Genomic DNA, 14,785 nt, shown 5'->3' with positions numbered 1-14,785 from the left:
CTCTGTCGGATGAACGAAATCGGGGTCGCACTCAGACCGGTGTACGAAGACGACCTGCCGACACTCGAAACGCTGACGAACGATGCCGTCGCCGCGGGGAAGTTCGAATGGCACGGCTGGCACGACCCGCACTTCCTGCGCCGCCGCTGGGCCGCGACCGGCATGCTCGCGCCGGACAACGGGATGCTGATGATCGCGCTCGACGGCCGGCGGCTCGGGTTCGTCTCCTGGCACAAGAGCAGGGCCGGGTCGGCGTCGTACTGCTGGAACGCCGGGCTGGTGCTGATCCCCGAGGCGCGGGGGCACGGCTACGGGACCGAGGCGCAGCGTCTGCTCGCCCGGTACCTCTTCGCGCACACGCAGATGAACCGGGTCGAGGCGAGCACGGAAACGGGCAACGTCGCGGAGCAGCGCTCCCTGACGAAGGCGGGCTTCACCAAGGAAGGCGTGCTGCGCGGCTACGGGTTCCGGGACGGGGCCTGGCGCGACCACGTGCTCTATTCGAAGCTGCGGTCCGATCCGGACCCCGCCCCGGAAGGCGGCTAGACGATCGTGCCCGCGGCCTTGAGCCGTTCGAGGCCGTCGGCGTCCACCCCGAGTTCCGCGAGGACGTCGGTGGTGTCGGCACCCTTGGGCCGCGGCGGTTCCGGCGTCTCCGCCGGGGTCCGGTCGAACCTCGGCGCGGGCGCGGGCTGCACCACACCGCCGATGTCGACGAACGTCCCGCGCGCGACGTTGTGCGGATGCGACGGCGCCTCCCTCGGCGCGAGCACCGGCGTCAGGCAGGCATCGGTGCCTTCGGCCTTCGCGACCAGTTCGTCGCGGGTGTGCTTGGCGACGGCTTCGGAGACGATCTTGCGCAGCTTCGGCCATTCGCTCTTGTCGACGTGCACCGGGGTTTCTTCCGGGTCGAGCCCGAGCACCTTCACCAGGTCGCCCCAGAACCGCATCTCGATCGCGCCGATGGCGACGTACTTGCCGTCGGCGGTCTCGTAGGTGTCGTAGAACGGCGCGCCGCCGTCCAGCATGTTCTCCCCGCGTCCGCCGGGCCAGAGCCCGGAGTCCAGCAGCCCGTGCAGGCTGGTGGTCAGCAGCGCCGCACCGTCCACCATGGACGCGTCGACGACCTGGCCCTTACCGGACGTCTGGCGCTCGAACAGCGCCGCCAGCACGCCCATCGCGAGCAGCAGGCCACCACCGCCGAAGTCGCCGACGAGGTTGAGCGGCAGGACGGGCCGCTCACCCGCGTGCCCGATCGGTTCGAGCGCGCCGGCGATCCCGATGTAGTTGATGTCGTGCCCGGCCGCGGTCGCCATCGGACCGTCCTGGCCCCAGCCGGTCATCCGCCCGTAGACCAGCCGCGGATTGCGGGCGTGGACCTGTTCCGGCCCGATCCCCATCCGCTCGGCCACCCCGGGGCGGAAGCCCTCGATCAGCACATCGGCGTCGTCGGCGAGTTTCAGCACCAGTTCGACCCCCTCGGGGGTCTTGGTGTTGATCCCGATCGAACGCCTGCCGCGGGCGAGCGGGTCGTTCGGGAAGCCGATGACGTCGTTGCCCGGTGTCGCCCGGTCGACCCGGACGACGTCCGCGCCGAGATCGGCGAGGATCGTGCAGGCGAACGGCGCGGGGGCGAGCCCGGCCAGTTCGACGACCTTGAGCCCGCTCAGCGGCCCAGCCTTCATCGCCACGTCCTTTCCTTGTACGGCAACGGTTTTCTAGAGAGTGCGGGAAATGATTTCCTTCATGATCTCGCTGGTGCCGCCGAAGATCCGGGAGATCCGGATGTCGGCCCACGCTCGCGCGATCGGGTATTCGGTCATGTAGCCGTAGCCGCCGAACAGCTGCAGGCAGTCGTCGACGACCTTGTTGACCCGCTCGGTGGTCCACAGCTTCGCCATCGCCGCGCCCTGCACGTCGAGTTCCTTGCGCAGGTGCCGTTCGATGCACTGGTCGAGGTACGCGCGCGACACCGCGGCCTCGGTGGCCGCCTCGGCGAGCTTGAACTTCGTGTTCTGGAAGTTGTAGATCGGACGGCCGAAGGCCTGGCGATCCTTGGTGTAGGCGATGGTCTGGTCGATCGCGGCCTCCATCCCGGCGACCGCGGTGACGGCGATGATCAGCCGTTCCTGCGGCAGCTGCTGCATCAGCTGGATGAAGCCGAGGCCTTCCTTGTCACCGAGGAGGTTGGCGACGGGCACGCGGACGTCGTCGAAGTTCAGCTCCGCGGTGTCCTGCCCCTTGAGCCCGATCTTGTCGAGGACGCGGCCGCGGCTGAAGCCGGGGGTGTCGGTCTCGACGGCGATCAGCGAGACGCCCTGCGCGCCCGCGTCCGGGTCGGTCTTCACCGCGACGACGACGAGGTCGGCGTGGAAACCGTTGGTGATGAACGTCTTCGCGCCGTTGATCACGTAGTGGTCGCCGTCGCGCACCGCGCGGGCCTTGATGCCCTGCAGATCCGATCCGGTGCCCGGTTCGGTCATCGCGACCGCGCCGACCATCGCGCCGGAGGCGAACTTCGGGAGCCACTCGCGCTTCTTCTCCTCGGAGGCGTACTCGAGGATGTAGTGCGCGACGATTCCATTGTGGACGGTGACGCCCCAAGCGCTGTCGCCGGAACGAGCCTGCTCCTCGTACAGCACGGCCTCGTGGGCGAACGTGCCGCCGCCACCGCCGTACTCCTCCGGGATGGACAGCGCCAGCAGGCCGACGTCGCCCGCTTTCGTCCACAGCTCGCGGTCGACCTTCTTCTCCGCCGCCCAGCGCTCCTGGTTCGGGGCCAGTTCCTTCTGGCAGAAGGTCCGGGCGAGGTCCCGGAGGTCTTCGAGCTCTGTCGTGCTCCACGAGCTCTTATGAATCTGCAAGGGCACGGCGAACGCCTCCTGATCACAACCTGGAAAACATGACGCTTAGGATGTAAGTTCCAACCGGAATGTACATCCGTACCGAGCTGCACGTAAAGGGGGATGCCCGTGACCGCGATCGGCAGGACCCACCGGACGCAGGCCGAGCGGCGTGAACAGACCCGCACCGCCCTGCTCGACGCGACCATCGGCTGCCTGGTCGACCTCGGGTACGCGCGGACCTCGGTCCAGGAGATCTGCTCACGCGCCGGGGTCTCGAAGGGCGCGGTGCAGCACCACTTCTCCGCGAAGGCCGAACTGATGGCGGCGGCCGTCGAGCATCTGACCGAGAAGCTGCGCGGACGGCTCGCCGCGTCGATCGCGACCCTCCCCGGTGGCGCGTCCGGCGTGGCGGCGGCGATCGACCTGCTCTGGGAGGGCTACTCGGGCACGCTGTCCACGGCCGCGACCGAACTGTGGGTCGCCGCACGGACCGACCCCGAACTACGCGAGGCCATCCGCCCGGTCGACCGGGCCCTGGGCCGCTCCACCCTGGAACACATCACCGCGATCGCCGGCGACCTGCCGAAGGAACGCGCGGAGATCCTGTTCTGGCTGACCGTGAACCTCACCCGCGGCCTGGCGCTCGACGCCGAACTCGGCGGTGATCCGAAACGGCGCCGCCAATTGCTCGACGAATGGAAGCGGGTCGCCGTGCTGCTCTACGAGGACGCCTCCGCTTAGCCGCGACGAATGCGAATTCGCAAGCCTTGGCGAGCCACGCCTACGGATGCATGAAGAAAGAGACAAGCCCTACCTGCGTTCACTACTCTGTACATTCGAGCGGTTACGCAGGGGAGGGCGATACCGACGTGTCTTCATTTGTGGACGAACTCAGAAACCGGGCCGAGGAACTCGACGCCGAACTCGAACAAAGCCGGTACCCGGGCCGGTCTCAGGATGGCCTGGCGCTCGCCGTCGTCACAGGTCAGGGCAGGCTGGTCGGCCTGCTCATCGCCGATCACGCGACCGGTGGCCCGCATCCACAGAGGGCGGGACCGGCCGTGGTGGAAGCCGTTCGGACGGCCCGGCAGGCGGCCGCACAGGTGAGTCTGGTCAAAATGCGGACGCTTCTCGGTATGGCCGAAGCGGATACCGCGGCCGAGGCGAGTTTCGAGGAATTCGATTTCCTGAGCGAGGACCTCCGGTGAACCACGAAGACGATCTTTATCACCTGGCAAAGGAGATCGACGCCAAAGTCGCGGCCGCGAAACACGCTTCGCTGACCGCGGCGCAGGACCGGACGACGTGGCGGCTTCCCGGCGAACTCGGGACGCTGACGGTCACCGGCGCCGGCGAACTCGTGGACGTGACCCTGGAAGCCTCGGTGGCGAAGTCCTACTCCGCGGCGAGCCTGTCCCGGAAGCTGCTCGCGGGCATCCAGCGAGCCGAAAACGTGGCCACCCAACGACTTCACGACAAGGAGAGCGGCGGGAGATTCGCGTGAACCCCTTCGATCCCGGGCCAGGTCAGGGCTACCGCGTCTACCCGGAGAAGCTCCGCGTGGCCGCGAACACGATCGACGACGCGGCGGACCTCGTGCGCGCCTTCGCGCTCACCGATCTGTCCGATGTCCAGCTGAAGAATGAAGCCCTGGGGCTGCCGGGGACGCTCGCCCAGCTGATGCGCGGCGTCCAAGGCGCGGGCACCGTCGAGGCGTACAACCAGGCCGTCGAACAGATCCGGCGGATCTCGGTCGCCAACGCCACCGAATTGGGCGCCTTGAGTGCTGCTCTCCAGCACGCCGCCGAGTACTACGAACAACTCGATCAGCGAGCGTACGACGAAATGAAAAGACTCGAAGGAGGAATCCGGTGACCGGGCCGGCCAAGCTGCCCTATCCCGAGCAAGCCGACGAGGAGATCCGTTTCTACGCCGATCTGGTCGGCGCCGACGGCATCACCGAACTGCTTCGCACTCTCCGGAACTTCTTGCTGGGCGATCTGACGAAAGCCCTCGGCCTGGCCGATACCTTCGCCAGGCAGAGCAGGCTCAAAGACGCGTCCGACCTCATCAAAGACACGAAATTGTCGCTCCGCGGGGTCTGGCACGGCGACGCCTTCGACCAGTTCGACGCCTACGCTTCGGAGGCCACGAACGCCATGGCCGCGGGCCAGACGTCGCTCGGGAACCTGACGAGCGTGGTGTCGACGCTGGCGACCACCGTCATCAGCACCTACAAGAACCTCCTCGAATTGCTCGGGAACTGCGCTTCGACGCTGGCGCAGCTCGGCGGGAAGTTCGGCGTCGTCCTCGGTTCGGTGGTCTTCCCGCCGTTGACCCCGGTCGCGCTCAAGGATCTGGTCGACGCCGTCAATTCCGCGTTCACCACGTTCTGGCGGGACTGCAATTCCACCTTCACCAAGATGCTGACCGATATGGCGGCCCTGATCGGGGCCGGATTCCAGCTTCAGGTCATCGAGCGGAACTTTCCGAAGATCCCGTCCGTGGGCACCAGCGCGGTGGTGGTCGCCGATCCCCGGCGGTGGCGGATCAAGCCCGGGGCGGAGCCGGCATGACGCGTACGCCCGGCCGGAAGAGGACGGCTTTCCTTGCCGCGGCGCTCCTCGCGCTGTCCGGATGCGGCACGCCCGCACCCGGACCGTCGAGTCCGCCGCCGGTCTCCGTCCCGTCCATCCCAGCCCCGCTCGACGGCGCCGGATTCCTCGCCGATCCCTGTACCGCCATCACGGTGGAACAGGTCGAGAGTATGGGTTTCACCGACGGGAGAAGGGGAAACGGCCGGGCGGGCGAATGTCTGCTCGGCTTCGGCCCGACGGTCGAGGTGACCGTTTCCTGGCTCACGCCGTTGCGGGAGAGCATCGGCTCGCTCTACCGAGACCACGCCACCGGCCGCGATATCGGCAACCGCTGGGAGGAACTCGCCATCCAGGGGTATCCGGCGGTGGTCGTCCGGGCCGAGGAGAACATCGCCCGGCGACAGCACGAAGGCCCGCTCGCGTGCAAGCTGGCACTCGGCGTCGACGACGACACCTTGGTCTATGTCGGAGCCAACACCCGAGGCAGAGCCGAGGCAGGCCCTTGGCAGTACGACTCCTGTGGTGCGGCGGAGAAGATCGCCGGGTTCGTCATCGAGAACCTGCGCTCGTAGCACGCACGAGGGTGCTTGACCAGAGCACAGGTGACACTTATCTCCGGGCCCGATTCGTGATGGAATTCCTTGCTGGACAACGGAACCGGCGGAGGAGCCGATCATGAGCGCGCCGCAGCAGCAGCCGTACCAACCGACTGGTCCGTTCAGCGCAATTCAGGCACCCCAAGCCCCCGAGGCGGCCACGCGGCCGCCGTCGGATGCCCGCCTGCCCCGGCTGTTCGCCGCGATGATGGGTGTTTTCGCCGGACTTCTCGTGATCATCGCGACCTTTCTTCCGCAGTCGACCTACGAACAGATCTCCGAGGGCAAAGCGGTGTCGAAACTGTCGGAGACCGGCTGGGCGCGGACCTTCGACATCGAGCCGTCACCGGAGGAGAAGGAGTTCTACGACAAGACCCACGTCGCCCGGTACGGCATCCCGCTGTCCGCCGCCGCGCTGACGCTGCTCGCGGGGGCCGCGGTGGGCTTCGCCTCCTACCGGCGGAGTTCGAGGTCACTGGCGGCGGCGACGTCGAGGACGTTGCTGGTCGCCGGCGGGGCCGGTACCGCGATCGGTGTCTGGATGCTCGGCATGGACGTCTCGGCGAGCCTGAGCTTCGGCCAGGACACCGGCCGCTTCGTCTCGCGCTACGGAACCGGGGGCGGGTTCTGGATCCTGCTGGCCGGCGGGCTGGTGGCGTTGCTCACCATCGCGCTGGCGATCGTGGCGAACCGCCGTGAACCCTCGTCTTCCGGCCAAGCCGCCTACCCGCCCGGCTATGTCCCGTACGCCCCCGCCGTCCCCCAGCGGCAGTATCCGCAGCAACCCCAGGCCCAGCCTTACGTGCCGCCCCAGGACCCGTCGCCTCCCACACCGCCGTCGGGCTCGGCGTTGCAGCAGCAGGACATCCTGCGCCCGTCGCCCGACAATCCGCCCCGTCCCGACAATACGTGAAATATATTCACATCGGACTGGACAGCCTCCATACCGGCGGTATGCTGTACTCGTCGGTAACACCTGGGCTCTGCGTGGCGCCTTCCGGCTCCGCGCGGCACGGAACGGAGACGTCATGACGAGCACGACACCGGCGAGCACGAGCCACACCGAAGGTCCGGCCACCATCGGCGGTATCCCCGGTGCCCCGGCCGCGGCCAGGGCGGAACGGCTCGTGCGGCGGGTCGTGGGCGGCAAGGACTCCGCGCCGGTCCAGATGCGCGCGCCCTTCACCGGGCTGCCGATCACGACGCTCCCCCAGGCCACCGACGCCGACGTCCGCATCGTGTTCGACCAGGCCCGGGACGCGCAGCGCGCTTGGGCCGAGCGGCCGGTGGCCGACCGTCAGCGCATCCTGATCCGCCTGCACGACCTGGTCCTGAAGCGCCAGGAAGAAGTACTCGACCTGGTCCAGGTCGAGGCGGGCAAGGCACGGATGGACGCCTTCGACGAGGTCAGCGCCACGGCGCTGGTGGCCGCCTACTACGGCAAGCACAGCGCGAAGTTCCTTTCGCCGCGTCGCGCCGCCGGCGTCATCCCGGTGCTGACGAAGGTCGGCGAGATCCGGCACCCCAAGGGCGTCGTCGGGATCATCTCGCCGTGGAACTACCCGCTGGCCCTCACCGCGATGGACGTCCTGCCGGCACTCGCGGCGGGCAACGCCGTCGTGCAGAAGCCGGACAACCAGACCGCGCTTTCGGCGCTGTGGCTGCAGGAGCTCGCCGAGGAGGCCGGGCTGCCCGCCGGGGTCTGGCAGATCGTGCTCGGCCGTGGTTCGCGGATCGGCGACGCGCTGGTCGAAGAGTCGGACTACCTGTGCTTCACCGGGTCGACGCCGACCGGCAAGGGACTCGCCGCGAAGGTGGCGGCACGGCTGACGAGCTACTCGCTCGAACTCGGCGGCAAGAACCCGATGATCGTGCTGCCCGACGCGGATATCGCCAAGACCGCCGCGGGCGCTGTCACGGCGTGTTTCTCCTCCGCCGGGCAGCTGTGCGTCTCGGTCGAGCGCATCTACGTCCACGAAGACATCCGCGAGGAGTTCACCCGGGCCTTCGTCGCCAAGGCGGCCGCGGTGAAACTCGGCGGCGCGCTCGACTACCAGGCCCAGATGGGCTCCCTGACCTCGGAAGACCAGCTCGCGTCGGTGTCGGCGCACGTCGAGGACGCCCGTGCCAAGGGCGCGACGGTGCTCACCGGCGGCAAGGCCCGGCCCGACCTCGGCCCGCTGTTCTACGAGCCGACCGTGCTCACCGACGTCACCGAAGACGTGAAGCTGTTCGCTGAAGAGACCTTCGGGCCGGTCGTGTCGATCTACGGCTACACCGATGTCACCGAGGCGATCGAGCGTGCGAACGATACGCAGTTCGGGCTGAACGCGAGTGTGTGGTCCCGCAACGGCCGCGCGGGCTGGGAGGTCGCGGCGCGGCTGAAGGCGGGCACGGTCAACGTCAACGAAGGCTTCGCTGCGACGTTCGGGACCGTCGGCCTGCCGATGGGCGGTATGAAGGAGTCCGGCGTCGGTCGCCGCAACGGTGCCGAGGGACTGCTGAAGTACACCGAAGCGCAGGCGATCGCGGTGCAGCGCGGAATGCCGCTGCGCCCCGGACGCGGTATCCCGCCGAAGCTCTGGGCGCGCGGTCTGAGCGCGGGACTGAAGGTCCTGCGCCGCCTCCCCCGCCGCTGACCCCTCCGCGTTTCGTCCTCTACTTGCGGTAGTTGCACGCGCAAGGACCGCAAGCAGAGGACGAAACGCGAGCTACGAGGGCGTCGGCGCGGCCAGCAGTCCCCGGTCGTAGGCGATGGCGACGGCTTCGGCCCGGCGGCTCGCGCCGAGCTTCGCCATCACGCGCGAAAGGTGCACGCTCACCGTCTTCTCGCTGATGTACAGCTCTTCGCCGACCTGCCGGTTGGTCCGGCCGAGCGCGACGCGTTCCAGCACGTCCCGTTCGCGGTCGGTGAGCGGGTCGACGACGTCGCGGTGCGGAGCCGCGGGCAGCCCGGGCAATTCGACGCGTGCCCGGTGACCGATGTCCCGGACGGCCTCGCGCAGCGGGCAGGCACCCAGCCGGTCGGCCACGGCGTGCGCGGCCAGCAGTTCCGACGCGGCGAGCGTGGTGTCGCCGTCGGAAGCCAGCAGAGCCTTCGCGTGCTGCAGGCGGCACATGGCCTGCTCGTACACCGCGCCGTACCCGAACGCCTCGACGGCCTTCGCCCACAACTCCGGATCGGCGGTTCCTCGCAGTCCGCTGCCGAGCGCGTCGAGCCGGGCGACCCACGCCAGCGCCTCCGGGCCCAGCGAAACCGAGCGCGGAATGCCGTGTTCGACGCAATGACGTCCGTGAGCCAGGAACGCCTCCCCCGCCGCCACGGCCGCCTCGACCTTCGCCAGATCCCCGCGGACCCGGGCTTCGGCGGCCTCCGCGAGGGCGGCCGCGAGCCCGTGCACGCTGATCCGGATCCCGCCGAGAATCGCGGGCTCGATCGCCTCGAGCCAGTTGATCAGCTCGCGTGCCTGCCGGACCGCTCCCGCGTGGTCCCCGCGCCACGACGCGAGCTGGATGGCCGCGTCCCCGGCGGCCAGCGCGATCGAGACGTCCGTGCTCCAGTGCTGCCGCAGCCCGGGGAGGATCTTGTCCGCGTCGCCGAACCGGCCCCGCGCGATGACGAACTGCGCCCAGATCCCCAGGAACCGTCCGGCGACGACGCTCGAAACACCCCGGCCCGCGCGGCCGGCGTCGTCGTCATCGGGCCAGTCCCCGCTGACGTAGCGCAGCGTGAGGTGTTTGGTCCGCAGCTCGATCCCGAACGAACTCCAGGTCAGCCCGGTCTCTTCGGCGCGTTTGATCCCCTTGGCGTAGTACTTCAGCGCGGCGGGGATCTCGGCGCGGTCGTCGTAGCTGAGCCCGAGGAAGTGCAGTGCCCGGAGTTCGCCGTTGAGCGCGCCCGAGTCCCTGGCCTTCCGCTCGGCCTGGCGCAGCCGCTCCCTGGCCTCTTCGACATCGCCCGCCGAGTCGGCCAGCGTGCCGAGGGAGACCAGCGCTGCCGCCTCCGCGCCGCCCGCGCCGACGGCCCTGGCGTCGGCGACCGCGGCCAGCGCACATTTCAGCGCCTCTTCGTGCCTGTCGATCAGGCGGAGGATCCCCGCCCTGGTGGCGAGTACCCAGGCCCGCGCGGAGCTCGCTTCGGTGTGTTCGACCAGATCCCAGGCCCTGTCGATCGCCTCGACGACCTCGTCGAGGGTGCCTTCCGCGGACAGCAGTGCCTCCGCGTGCCGCCGCCAGACCTTCGCGGCCCGCTCGCGGTCGGCGTCCGGGGCGAGCGCCTCCGTCGCGGACCGCGAATAGGCGACCGCCCGCTCGGGCTCCCCCGACGTGCTCGCGAAGTAGGACGCCTCGTGCAGCAGCCTGAGTTCGTCGACGTGCTCGGGCCGGTCCTGTTCGGCCACCGCGTCCCAAATGGACAGTGCCTGCTCGACGTGACGCAGTGCGGCGCCGGGCGCGCCCAGCTTCTCGGCCTCGTCCATCGCGCGCAGCAACGCCGCCAGCGCGGTGACAAAGTCCTTGCTCTCCAGGCTGTGGTGCGCGAGGCGGGCGTCCTGACCGCGACCTTGCGCCCGCGTGCGGATCCGCGCCGCGTACGCCGCGTGCATCCGCACCCGCTCCCCCGGCAGCAGATCGCCGTAGACCGCTTCCTGCAGCAACGCGTGACGGAAGGCGTAGAAGCCGTTCTCGATCACCAGGACGTGGTGCTGCACCGCTTCGCGCAGTGCCTCGTCGAGTTCGAGTTCGGCCAGGCCGGAGATCTCGGTGAGAGCGGCGTGCGCCACCGCGTCATTGGCGACCGAGATCGTGCGCAGCACCCGGCGAGCGATCGGGGACAACTGCTCCAGCCGCGCGAGGAGCACCTCGGCGAGCCCGGAGGGAAGGTCACGACAGTCCTTCGCGGACGCGAGCAGTTCCTCGACGAAGAACGGGTTGCCCTCGGACCTGGCGACGATGTCGGCGATCAGGTCCTGGCCGATCGGCTCGTCGGCGAGCGCCTCGACGAACGCGCGCGCGTCCTCGGCGCCGAACGGTTTGACCTCGACGCGTTCGACCGAGCCCAGCCGCACCACCTCCGACAGCACGGCCCGCAGGGGGTGCCGCCGGTGGACGTCCTCCTCGCGGTAGCTCGCCACCACCAGCAGCCGCTGGGTGCGCAACCGGGTGAGCAGGAACGACAGCAGGTTCCGGGTCGATCCGTCGGCCCAGTGCAGATCCTCCAGCAGGATCACCACCGGCCGGCGTTGCGCGATGGCGGTCAGCACCCCCAGTACCGCGTCGAAGAGCTGGAGCTGGCCCAGGTCCTGTTCAGGCCGGAGCCGCTGCGCGGACACTCGTTCGCTCGCGGTGAGCTGACCGTCTTCGATGGCGGGGAAGAACTCCGCCTGCTGCATCTGCGGCAGCAGCCTGCCCAGCGCCGGTCGGGCCCGGACCGCGGCGGTGACCACGGAATCGGACGACGTCGCCAGAGGCGCCAGGGCCTCGGCGAACGGAAGATAAGGGAGACCGCCCTCACGGACGTCGATACAGCGCCCTGTGAGTACCAGCGCGCCCGCGCCGGCGGTGAATTCGCCGAGCGCGGTCAGCAGCCGGGTCTTGCCGACCCCGGCGTCACCGGACAGCAGCACCGCACCGGCCTCGGCCCGTTCTGCACGGGCGAAGGCGGCGCGGAGCTGCCGCATCTCCTGAGTGCGGGCGACGATCGGGATTCCGGAGCCAAGACGGGGCACGAGGTGCATTCTTGCCTACCGGGCCGACAACTTCGCCTGTGTTTTCACCGAGAGCTTCATCGCACTCGGCCTCTACCGGGTGATCTCGCCGCTGCGGGCGGGCATCTGCTCCGCCTCACGGCGCTGCTGGGCGGGCACCCGGACCTCGGTGCGAGCGGCGCGGACCCGGCGGCTCGCCCGGCGGGCCCGGTCGACCCACACGCTGCGACCGGCCTTCTGCAACTCTTCGGTGCGGTAGGCCACTTCGGCCATTACCCCGACCAGTAGAGCGTCGTTCGTGTTCATCTTTTCCCCTTAGGAACTCAGTACCTGGTTTGGTAAGGACCAGATTCGTCCTGAGGGGTGCCCTGCGGCATCGGGTGATCACCTACACCCGGACATGGTTCGACCCCTTACTCCCGCCCATCCCCTGCTCGGGGGGCGTAAGGGGTCGACTTCCAGCGTGCTTACCGGTGAGCTGGGCCACTCGGGCGCACGGCGCCGAGCAGCCCCCGCCAAGCGTGCGGCGAGAGGCGGAAGGCACCTCCGTCGGGGTCCTTCGAGTCCCTCAGTGCCGCACCGGAACCGGTGAAGGCGACCTCGACGCAGTCGTTGCCGCCACCGCTGTGGCTGCTTTTGCGCCAGTGGGCCTGGGAAAGGTCATCGTTGAGCGTCATGCTCCCCACTCCTTACTAGTTTCCGGGGACTTCGAGCGCTCCGAGAACGCCCGAGTCCCGATACTGCGATTTCTCCGGCAGGGCCGCCTGCTCGGCGAACCTGCCGGCGGCCTCGGCGATCACCTCGACCGAGTCGTCCGGCTTCAACGCGGCGGCGCGGAGATGGTCGAACATCAACGCGTATCGCCGGACGTCCGGTGGTTCCTCCAGGTAGAGCCCGCTGGAGGTGCTGTCGACGTAGACCACGTCGGTGTCGGCCAGTTCGGGGAAGCCCATGATGAGGAACGGGCCCTCCATCCCGGGGTGGGCACCCGCGCCGAACGGCACGACCTGGACGGTCACGTTCGGCTGGGCCGCCATCGTGACCATCCGGTACAACTGCTCCGCCATCACTTCGGCGCCGTCGATCGTGCGGTGCAGGACCGCCTCGTCGATCACGGTCCAGTACTCCGGCGGCGAGGGGTCCGTCAGCAGTTCCTGCCGCGCCATCCGCGCCGCCACCCGGCGCCTGATCTCGGCGTCTTCGGCGTCGGGCCGCATCGCCCTGATCACGGCCCTGGCGTAGCGCTCGGTCTGCAAGAGCCCCGGCACGAGCAACGCCTGGAACGCCCGCAGGGAACTCGCGTCCGCCTCCAAGCCGACGAAAGTGCCGGTGAACACCTCGTTATACGCATGCCACCACCCGCGTTTGCGGGCTTCCCTGGCGAGCTGGACGAGCGCGTCCTGCTCGTCACCGGCGAGGCCGTAGAGCTCGAGCATGTCGCGTGCGTCGCGCGGGGTGACGCCGACGTGCCCTGTCTCGATACGGCTGACCTTGGACGCCGAGCATTCGAGCTTCTCGCTCACCTCGTCGATGGTGAGATCGGCCGCCTCACGCAGCCTCCTGAGTTCACTCGCCAGTCTCCGGCGGCGCACGGTGGGTCCCTGACCCCTCGTCATAGCGGCACCTCCACAAGCTGTCCGAGCATCAATGATCGCGCATCACGGCAGGCGAAGAGAACAGTGTTCAGGAACTCCGCATGCCGTTCATCTAACCAGCCCGAGACACATTCGGTGAGATGGTCACAGGACCATTTTCCGACACGTCCGGATTTTCATCCTGCAATTTGCAGATTGCCGTTGTAGGTTGGGCATCGTGCAACGCGGTACGCACGCCTCAACGGGCGAGCGCGGACCCGCTCGCGGCACGGGCGCGGGGCCGCGAGCTGCACCGATGGTGACCCGAGAGGGTGACCGTCGTTGCCGGATTCACCCCCGGTGCAGGGCCGGAGCCGTCCCCCGATCGGTTCCGGCCCTCCCTTATGCGCTTATGCCCGGAACCAATGCGTAATGCTTTGGCTCCAGATGTTAATGCATTTCGCCATTCCCTCGAAAGGGTGGACAAGGCGCCTCTGCGATGGCGGAACGTCACCGTTCACACCACCCGGAGAAGGCCCTCCTGGACGACCGTGGCGATATGCGTCCCGTCCGCGGCGAAGAACCGGCCCGTCGCCAGACCACGGGCTCCCGAAGCGGTCGGCGACGCGCTGTCGTAGAGGAACCACTCGTCGGCCCGGAACGGCCGGTGGAACCAGAGCGCGTGGTCGAGGCTCGCGCCGATCACCTTGTCGAGGTCCCAGTAGACGCCGTGCCGCGCGAGGACCGAGTCCAGGAGCGTCATGTCGGAGGCGTAGGTCAGCACGCAGACGTGCAGCAGCTGCTGGTCCGGGAGCTTGCCGTCGGCGCGCATCCAGACCTGGTTGCGGGCGGGCAGGTCGCCGGACTTCCTGGTCACCCACGGCGGGTCGTTGACGTAGCGCAGGTCGATCGGCCGCGGCCGGTCGTGGTGGCCGATGAAGTAGCCCTCGGCCCGCTCCTGCAGCGTCGGGAGCGATTCGGGGTCCGGGACGTCCGGCATGCCTTCGGAGTGCTCGATGCCGCCCTCGTCCTTCTGGAACGACGCGGACAGCGAGAAGATCGCCTTGCCGTGCTGGATACCCACGACACGGCGGGTGGTGAACGACCGGCCGTCACGGATGCGGTCGACCTCGTACACGATCGGGACACTCGGGTCGCCGCCGCGGATGAAGTACGCGTGCAGCGAGTGGACCTTCCGCTCCTCGGGCACGGTGCGACCGGCGGCCACCAGGGCCTGCCCCGCGACCTGCCCGCCGAACACCCGCACCGGCGAATGGGCCGGTGAGACACCGCGGAAGATGTTCTCCTCGATCTTTTCCAAATCCAGCAGCGCGACCAGCCGGTCGAGCACCGGCTGACCGCCGGCCCCACCGGCGGTGTCGAATCCGGCGGCGGCCTCCCTGGCCATCTCAGTCATGTCCAGAACCCTATGCGGTCGAGGCGACCGGGGCCTCCGCGAGGCGGGAC

16 protein-coding genes are annotated in these 14,785 nt (G+C 68.9%); 9 read left to right on the top strand and 7 right to left on the bottom strand.

The features are described 5' to 3' along the window. Positions 1-9: 9 nt before the first annotated feature. Positions 10-546, top strand: coding sequence for a GNAT family N-acetyltransferase (locus ACLJRL_RS03900; protein WP_410654587.1), 537 nt, complete (start codon positions 10-12; stop codon positions 544-546). Here ACLJRL_RS03900 and ACLJRL_RS03895 read toward each other — a convergent pair. Together ACLJRL_RS03895 and ACLJRL_RS03890 are read right to left on the bottom strand one after the other, a co-directional pair. Continuing rightward, entirely contained in the window at positions 543-1,685 is a 1,143-nt protein-coding gene (locus ACLJRL_RS03895) for a CaiB/BaiF CoA transferase family protein (protein ID WP_410655152.1), read from the bottom strand. The genes ACLJRL_RS03900 and ACLJRL_RS03895 overlap by 4 nt on opposite strands. Before the next feature lie 33 nt (positions 1,686-1,718). After that, positions 1,719-2,870: an acyl-CoA dehydrogenase family protein gene (locus ACLJRL_RS03890; RefSeq protein WP_410654586.1), complete on the bottom strand. Its 1,152-nt coding sequence runs from the start codon at positions 2,868-2,870 to the stop codon at positions 1,719-1,721. A gap of 96 nt (positions 2,871-2,966) precedes the next feature. On the opposite strand from ACLJRL_RS03890, the gene ACLJRL_RS03885 reads away from it, so the two are divergent. The 8 genes from ACLJRL_RS03885 (at position 2,967) to ACLJRL_RS03850 (ending at position 8,678) form a co-directional block, all read left to right on the top strand. Continuing rightward, the gene (locus ACLJRL_RS03885) at positions 2,967-3,587 is read left to right on the top strand and encodes a TetR/AcrR family transcriptional regulator (protein ID WP_410654585.1); all 621 of its coding nucleotides are present in this window, start codon (positions 2,967-2,969) and stop codon (positions 3,585-3,587) included. 128 nt (positions 3,588-3,715) lie between these two features. Continuing rightward, entirely contained in the window at positions 3,716-4,054 is a 339-nt protein-coding gene (locus ACLJRL_RS03880) for a YbaB/EbfC family nucleoid-associated protein (protein ID WP_410654584.1), read from the top strand. Next, positions 4,051-4,350 carry a hypothetical protein gene (locus tag ACLJRL_RS03875; protein WP_410654583.1) on the top strand — a complete coding sequence of 100 codons (300 nt, stop codon included), beginning with the start codon at positions 4,051-4,053 and terminating at the stop codon, positions 4,348-4,350. Before ACLJRL_RS03880 ends, ACLJRL_RS03875 begins: the two co-directional genes overlap by 4 nt. After that, the gene (locus ACLJRL_RS03870) at positions 4,347-4,721 is read left to right on the top strand and encodes a hypothetical protein (protein ID WP_410654582.1); all 375 of its coding nucleotides are present in this window, start codon (positions 4,347-4,349) and stop codon (positions 4,719-4,721) included. The genes ACLJRL_RS03875 and ACLJRL_RS03870 overlap by 4 nt, the downstream gene beginning before the upstream one ends. Continuing rightward, entirely contained in the window at positions 4,718-5,422 is a 705-nt protein-coding gene (locus tag ACLJRL_RS03865) for a hypothetical protein (RefSeq protein WP_410654581.1), read from the top strand. Before ACLJRL_RS03870 ends, ACLJRL_RS03865 begins: the two co-directional genes overlap by 4 nt. Next, entirely contained in the window at positions 5,419-6,015 is a 597-nt protein-coding gene (locus ACLJRL_RS03860; RefSeq protein ID WP_410654580.1) for a DUF3558 domain-containing protein, read from the top strand. Before ACLJRL_RS03865 ends, ACLJRL_RS03860 begins: the two co-directional genes overlap by 4 nt. A gap of 103 nt (positions 6,016-6,118) precedes the next feature. After that, the gene (locus ACLJRL_RS03855; RefSeq protein ID WP_410654579.1) at positions 6,119-6,952 is read left to right on the top strand and encodes a hypothetical protein; all 834 of its coding nucleotides are present in this window, start codon (positions 6,119-6,121) and stop codon (positions 6,950-6,952) included. 115 nt (positions 6,953-7,067) lie between these two features. Next, complete coding sequence (locus ACLJRL_RS03850; RefSeq protein WP_410654578.1) at positions 7,068-8,678, top strand: succinic semialdehyde dehydrogenase; 1,611 nt, start codon at positions 7,068-7,070, stop codon at positions 8,676-8,678. A 72-nt stretch (positions 8,679-8,750) separates the two neighbouring features. Here the strand turns inward: ACLJRL_RS03850 and ACLJRL_RS03845 are convergent, their stop codons facing one another. From ACLJRL_RS03845 to ACLJRL_RS03825, 5 genes are all read right to left on the bottom strand, one after another. Then, on the bottom strand, positions 8,751-11,774 hold the full coding sequence (locus tag ACLJRL_RS03845) for a helix-turn-helix transcriptional regulator (RefSeq protein WP_410654577.1): 3,024 nt from the start codon (positions 11,772-11,774) through the stop codon (positions 8,751-8,753). Between the two features lie 63 nt (positions 11,775-11,837). Then, positions 11,838-12,050: a hypothetical protein gene (locus ACLJRL_RS03840; RefSeq protein WP_410654576.1), complete on the bottom strand. Its 213-nt coding sequence runs from the start codon at positions 12,048-12,050 to the stop codon at positions 11,838-11,840. 161 nt (positions 12,051-12,211) lie between these two features. Next, positions 12,212-12,421: a DUF397 domain-containing protein gene (locus tag ACLJRL_RS03835; RefSeq protein WP_410654575.1), complete on the bottom strand. Its 210-nt coding sequence runs from the start codon at positions 12,419-12,421 to the stop codon at positions 12,212-12,214. Between the two features lie 15 nt (positions 12,422-12,436). Beyond that, a complete protein-coding gene (locus ACLJRL_RS03830) occupies positions 12,437-13,360 on the bottom strand; it encodes a helix-turn-helix domain-containing protein (RefSeq protein WP_410654574.1) in 924 nt (307 codons plus the stop codon). Between the two features lie 475 nt (positions 13,361-13,835). Further along, positions 13,836-14,735 carry an acyl-CoA thioesterase gene (locus ACLJRL_RS03825; protein ID WP_410654573.1) on the bottom strand — a complete coding sequence of 300 codons (900 nt, stop codon included), beginning with the start codon at positions 14,733-14,735 and terminating at the stop codon, positions 13,836-13,838. Positions 14,736-14,785 lie beyond the last annotated feature (50 nt).

It is taken from the genome of Amycolatopsis sp. lyj-112 (genome assembly GCF_046549055.1).
GTDB lineage: Bacteria > Actinomycetota > Actinomycetes > Mycobacteriales > Pseudonocardiaceae > Amycolatopsis.
This window is presented reverse-complemented; position numbering and strand designations above follow the sequence as displayed.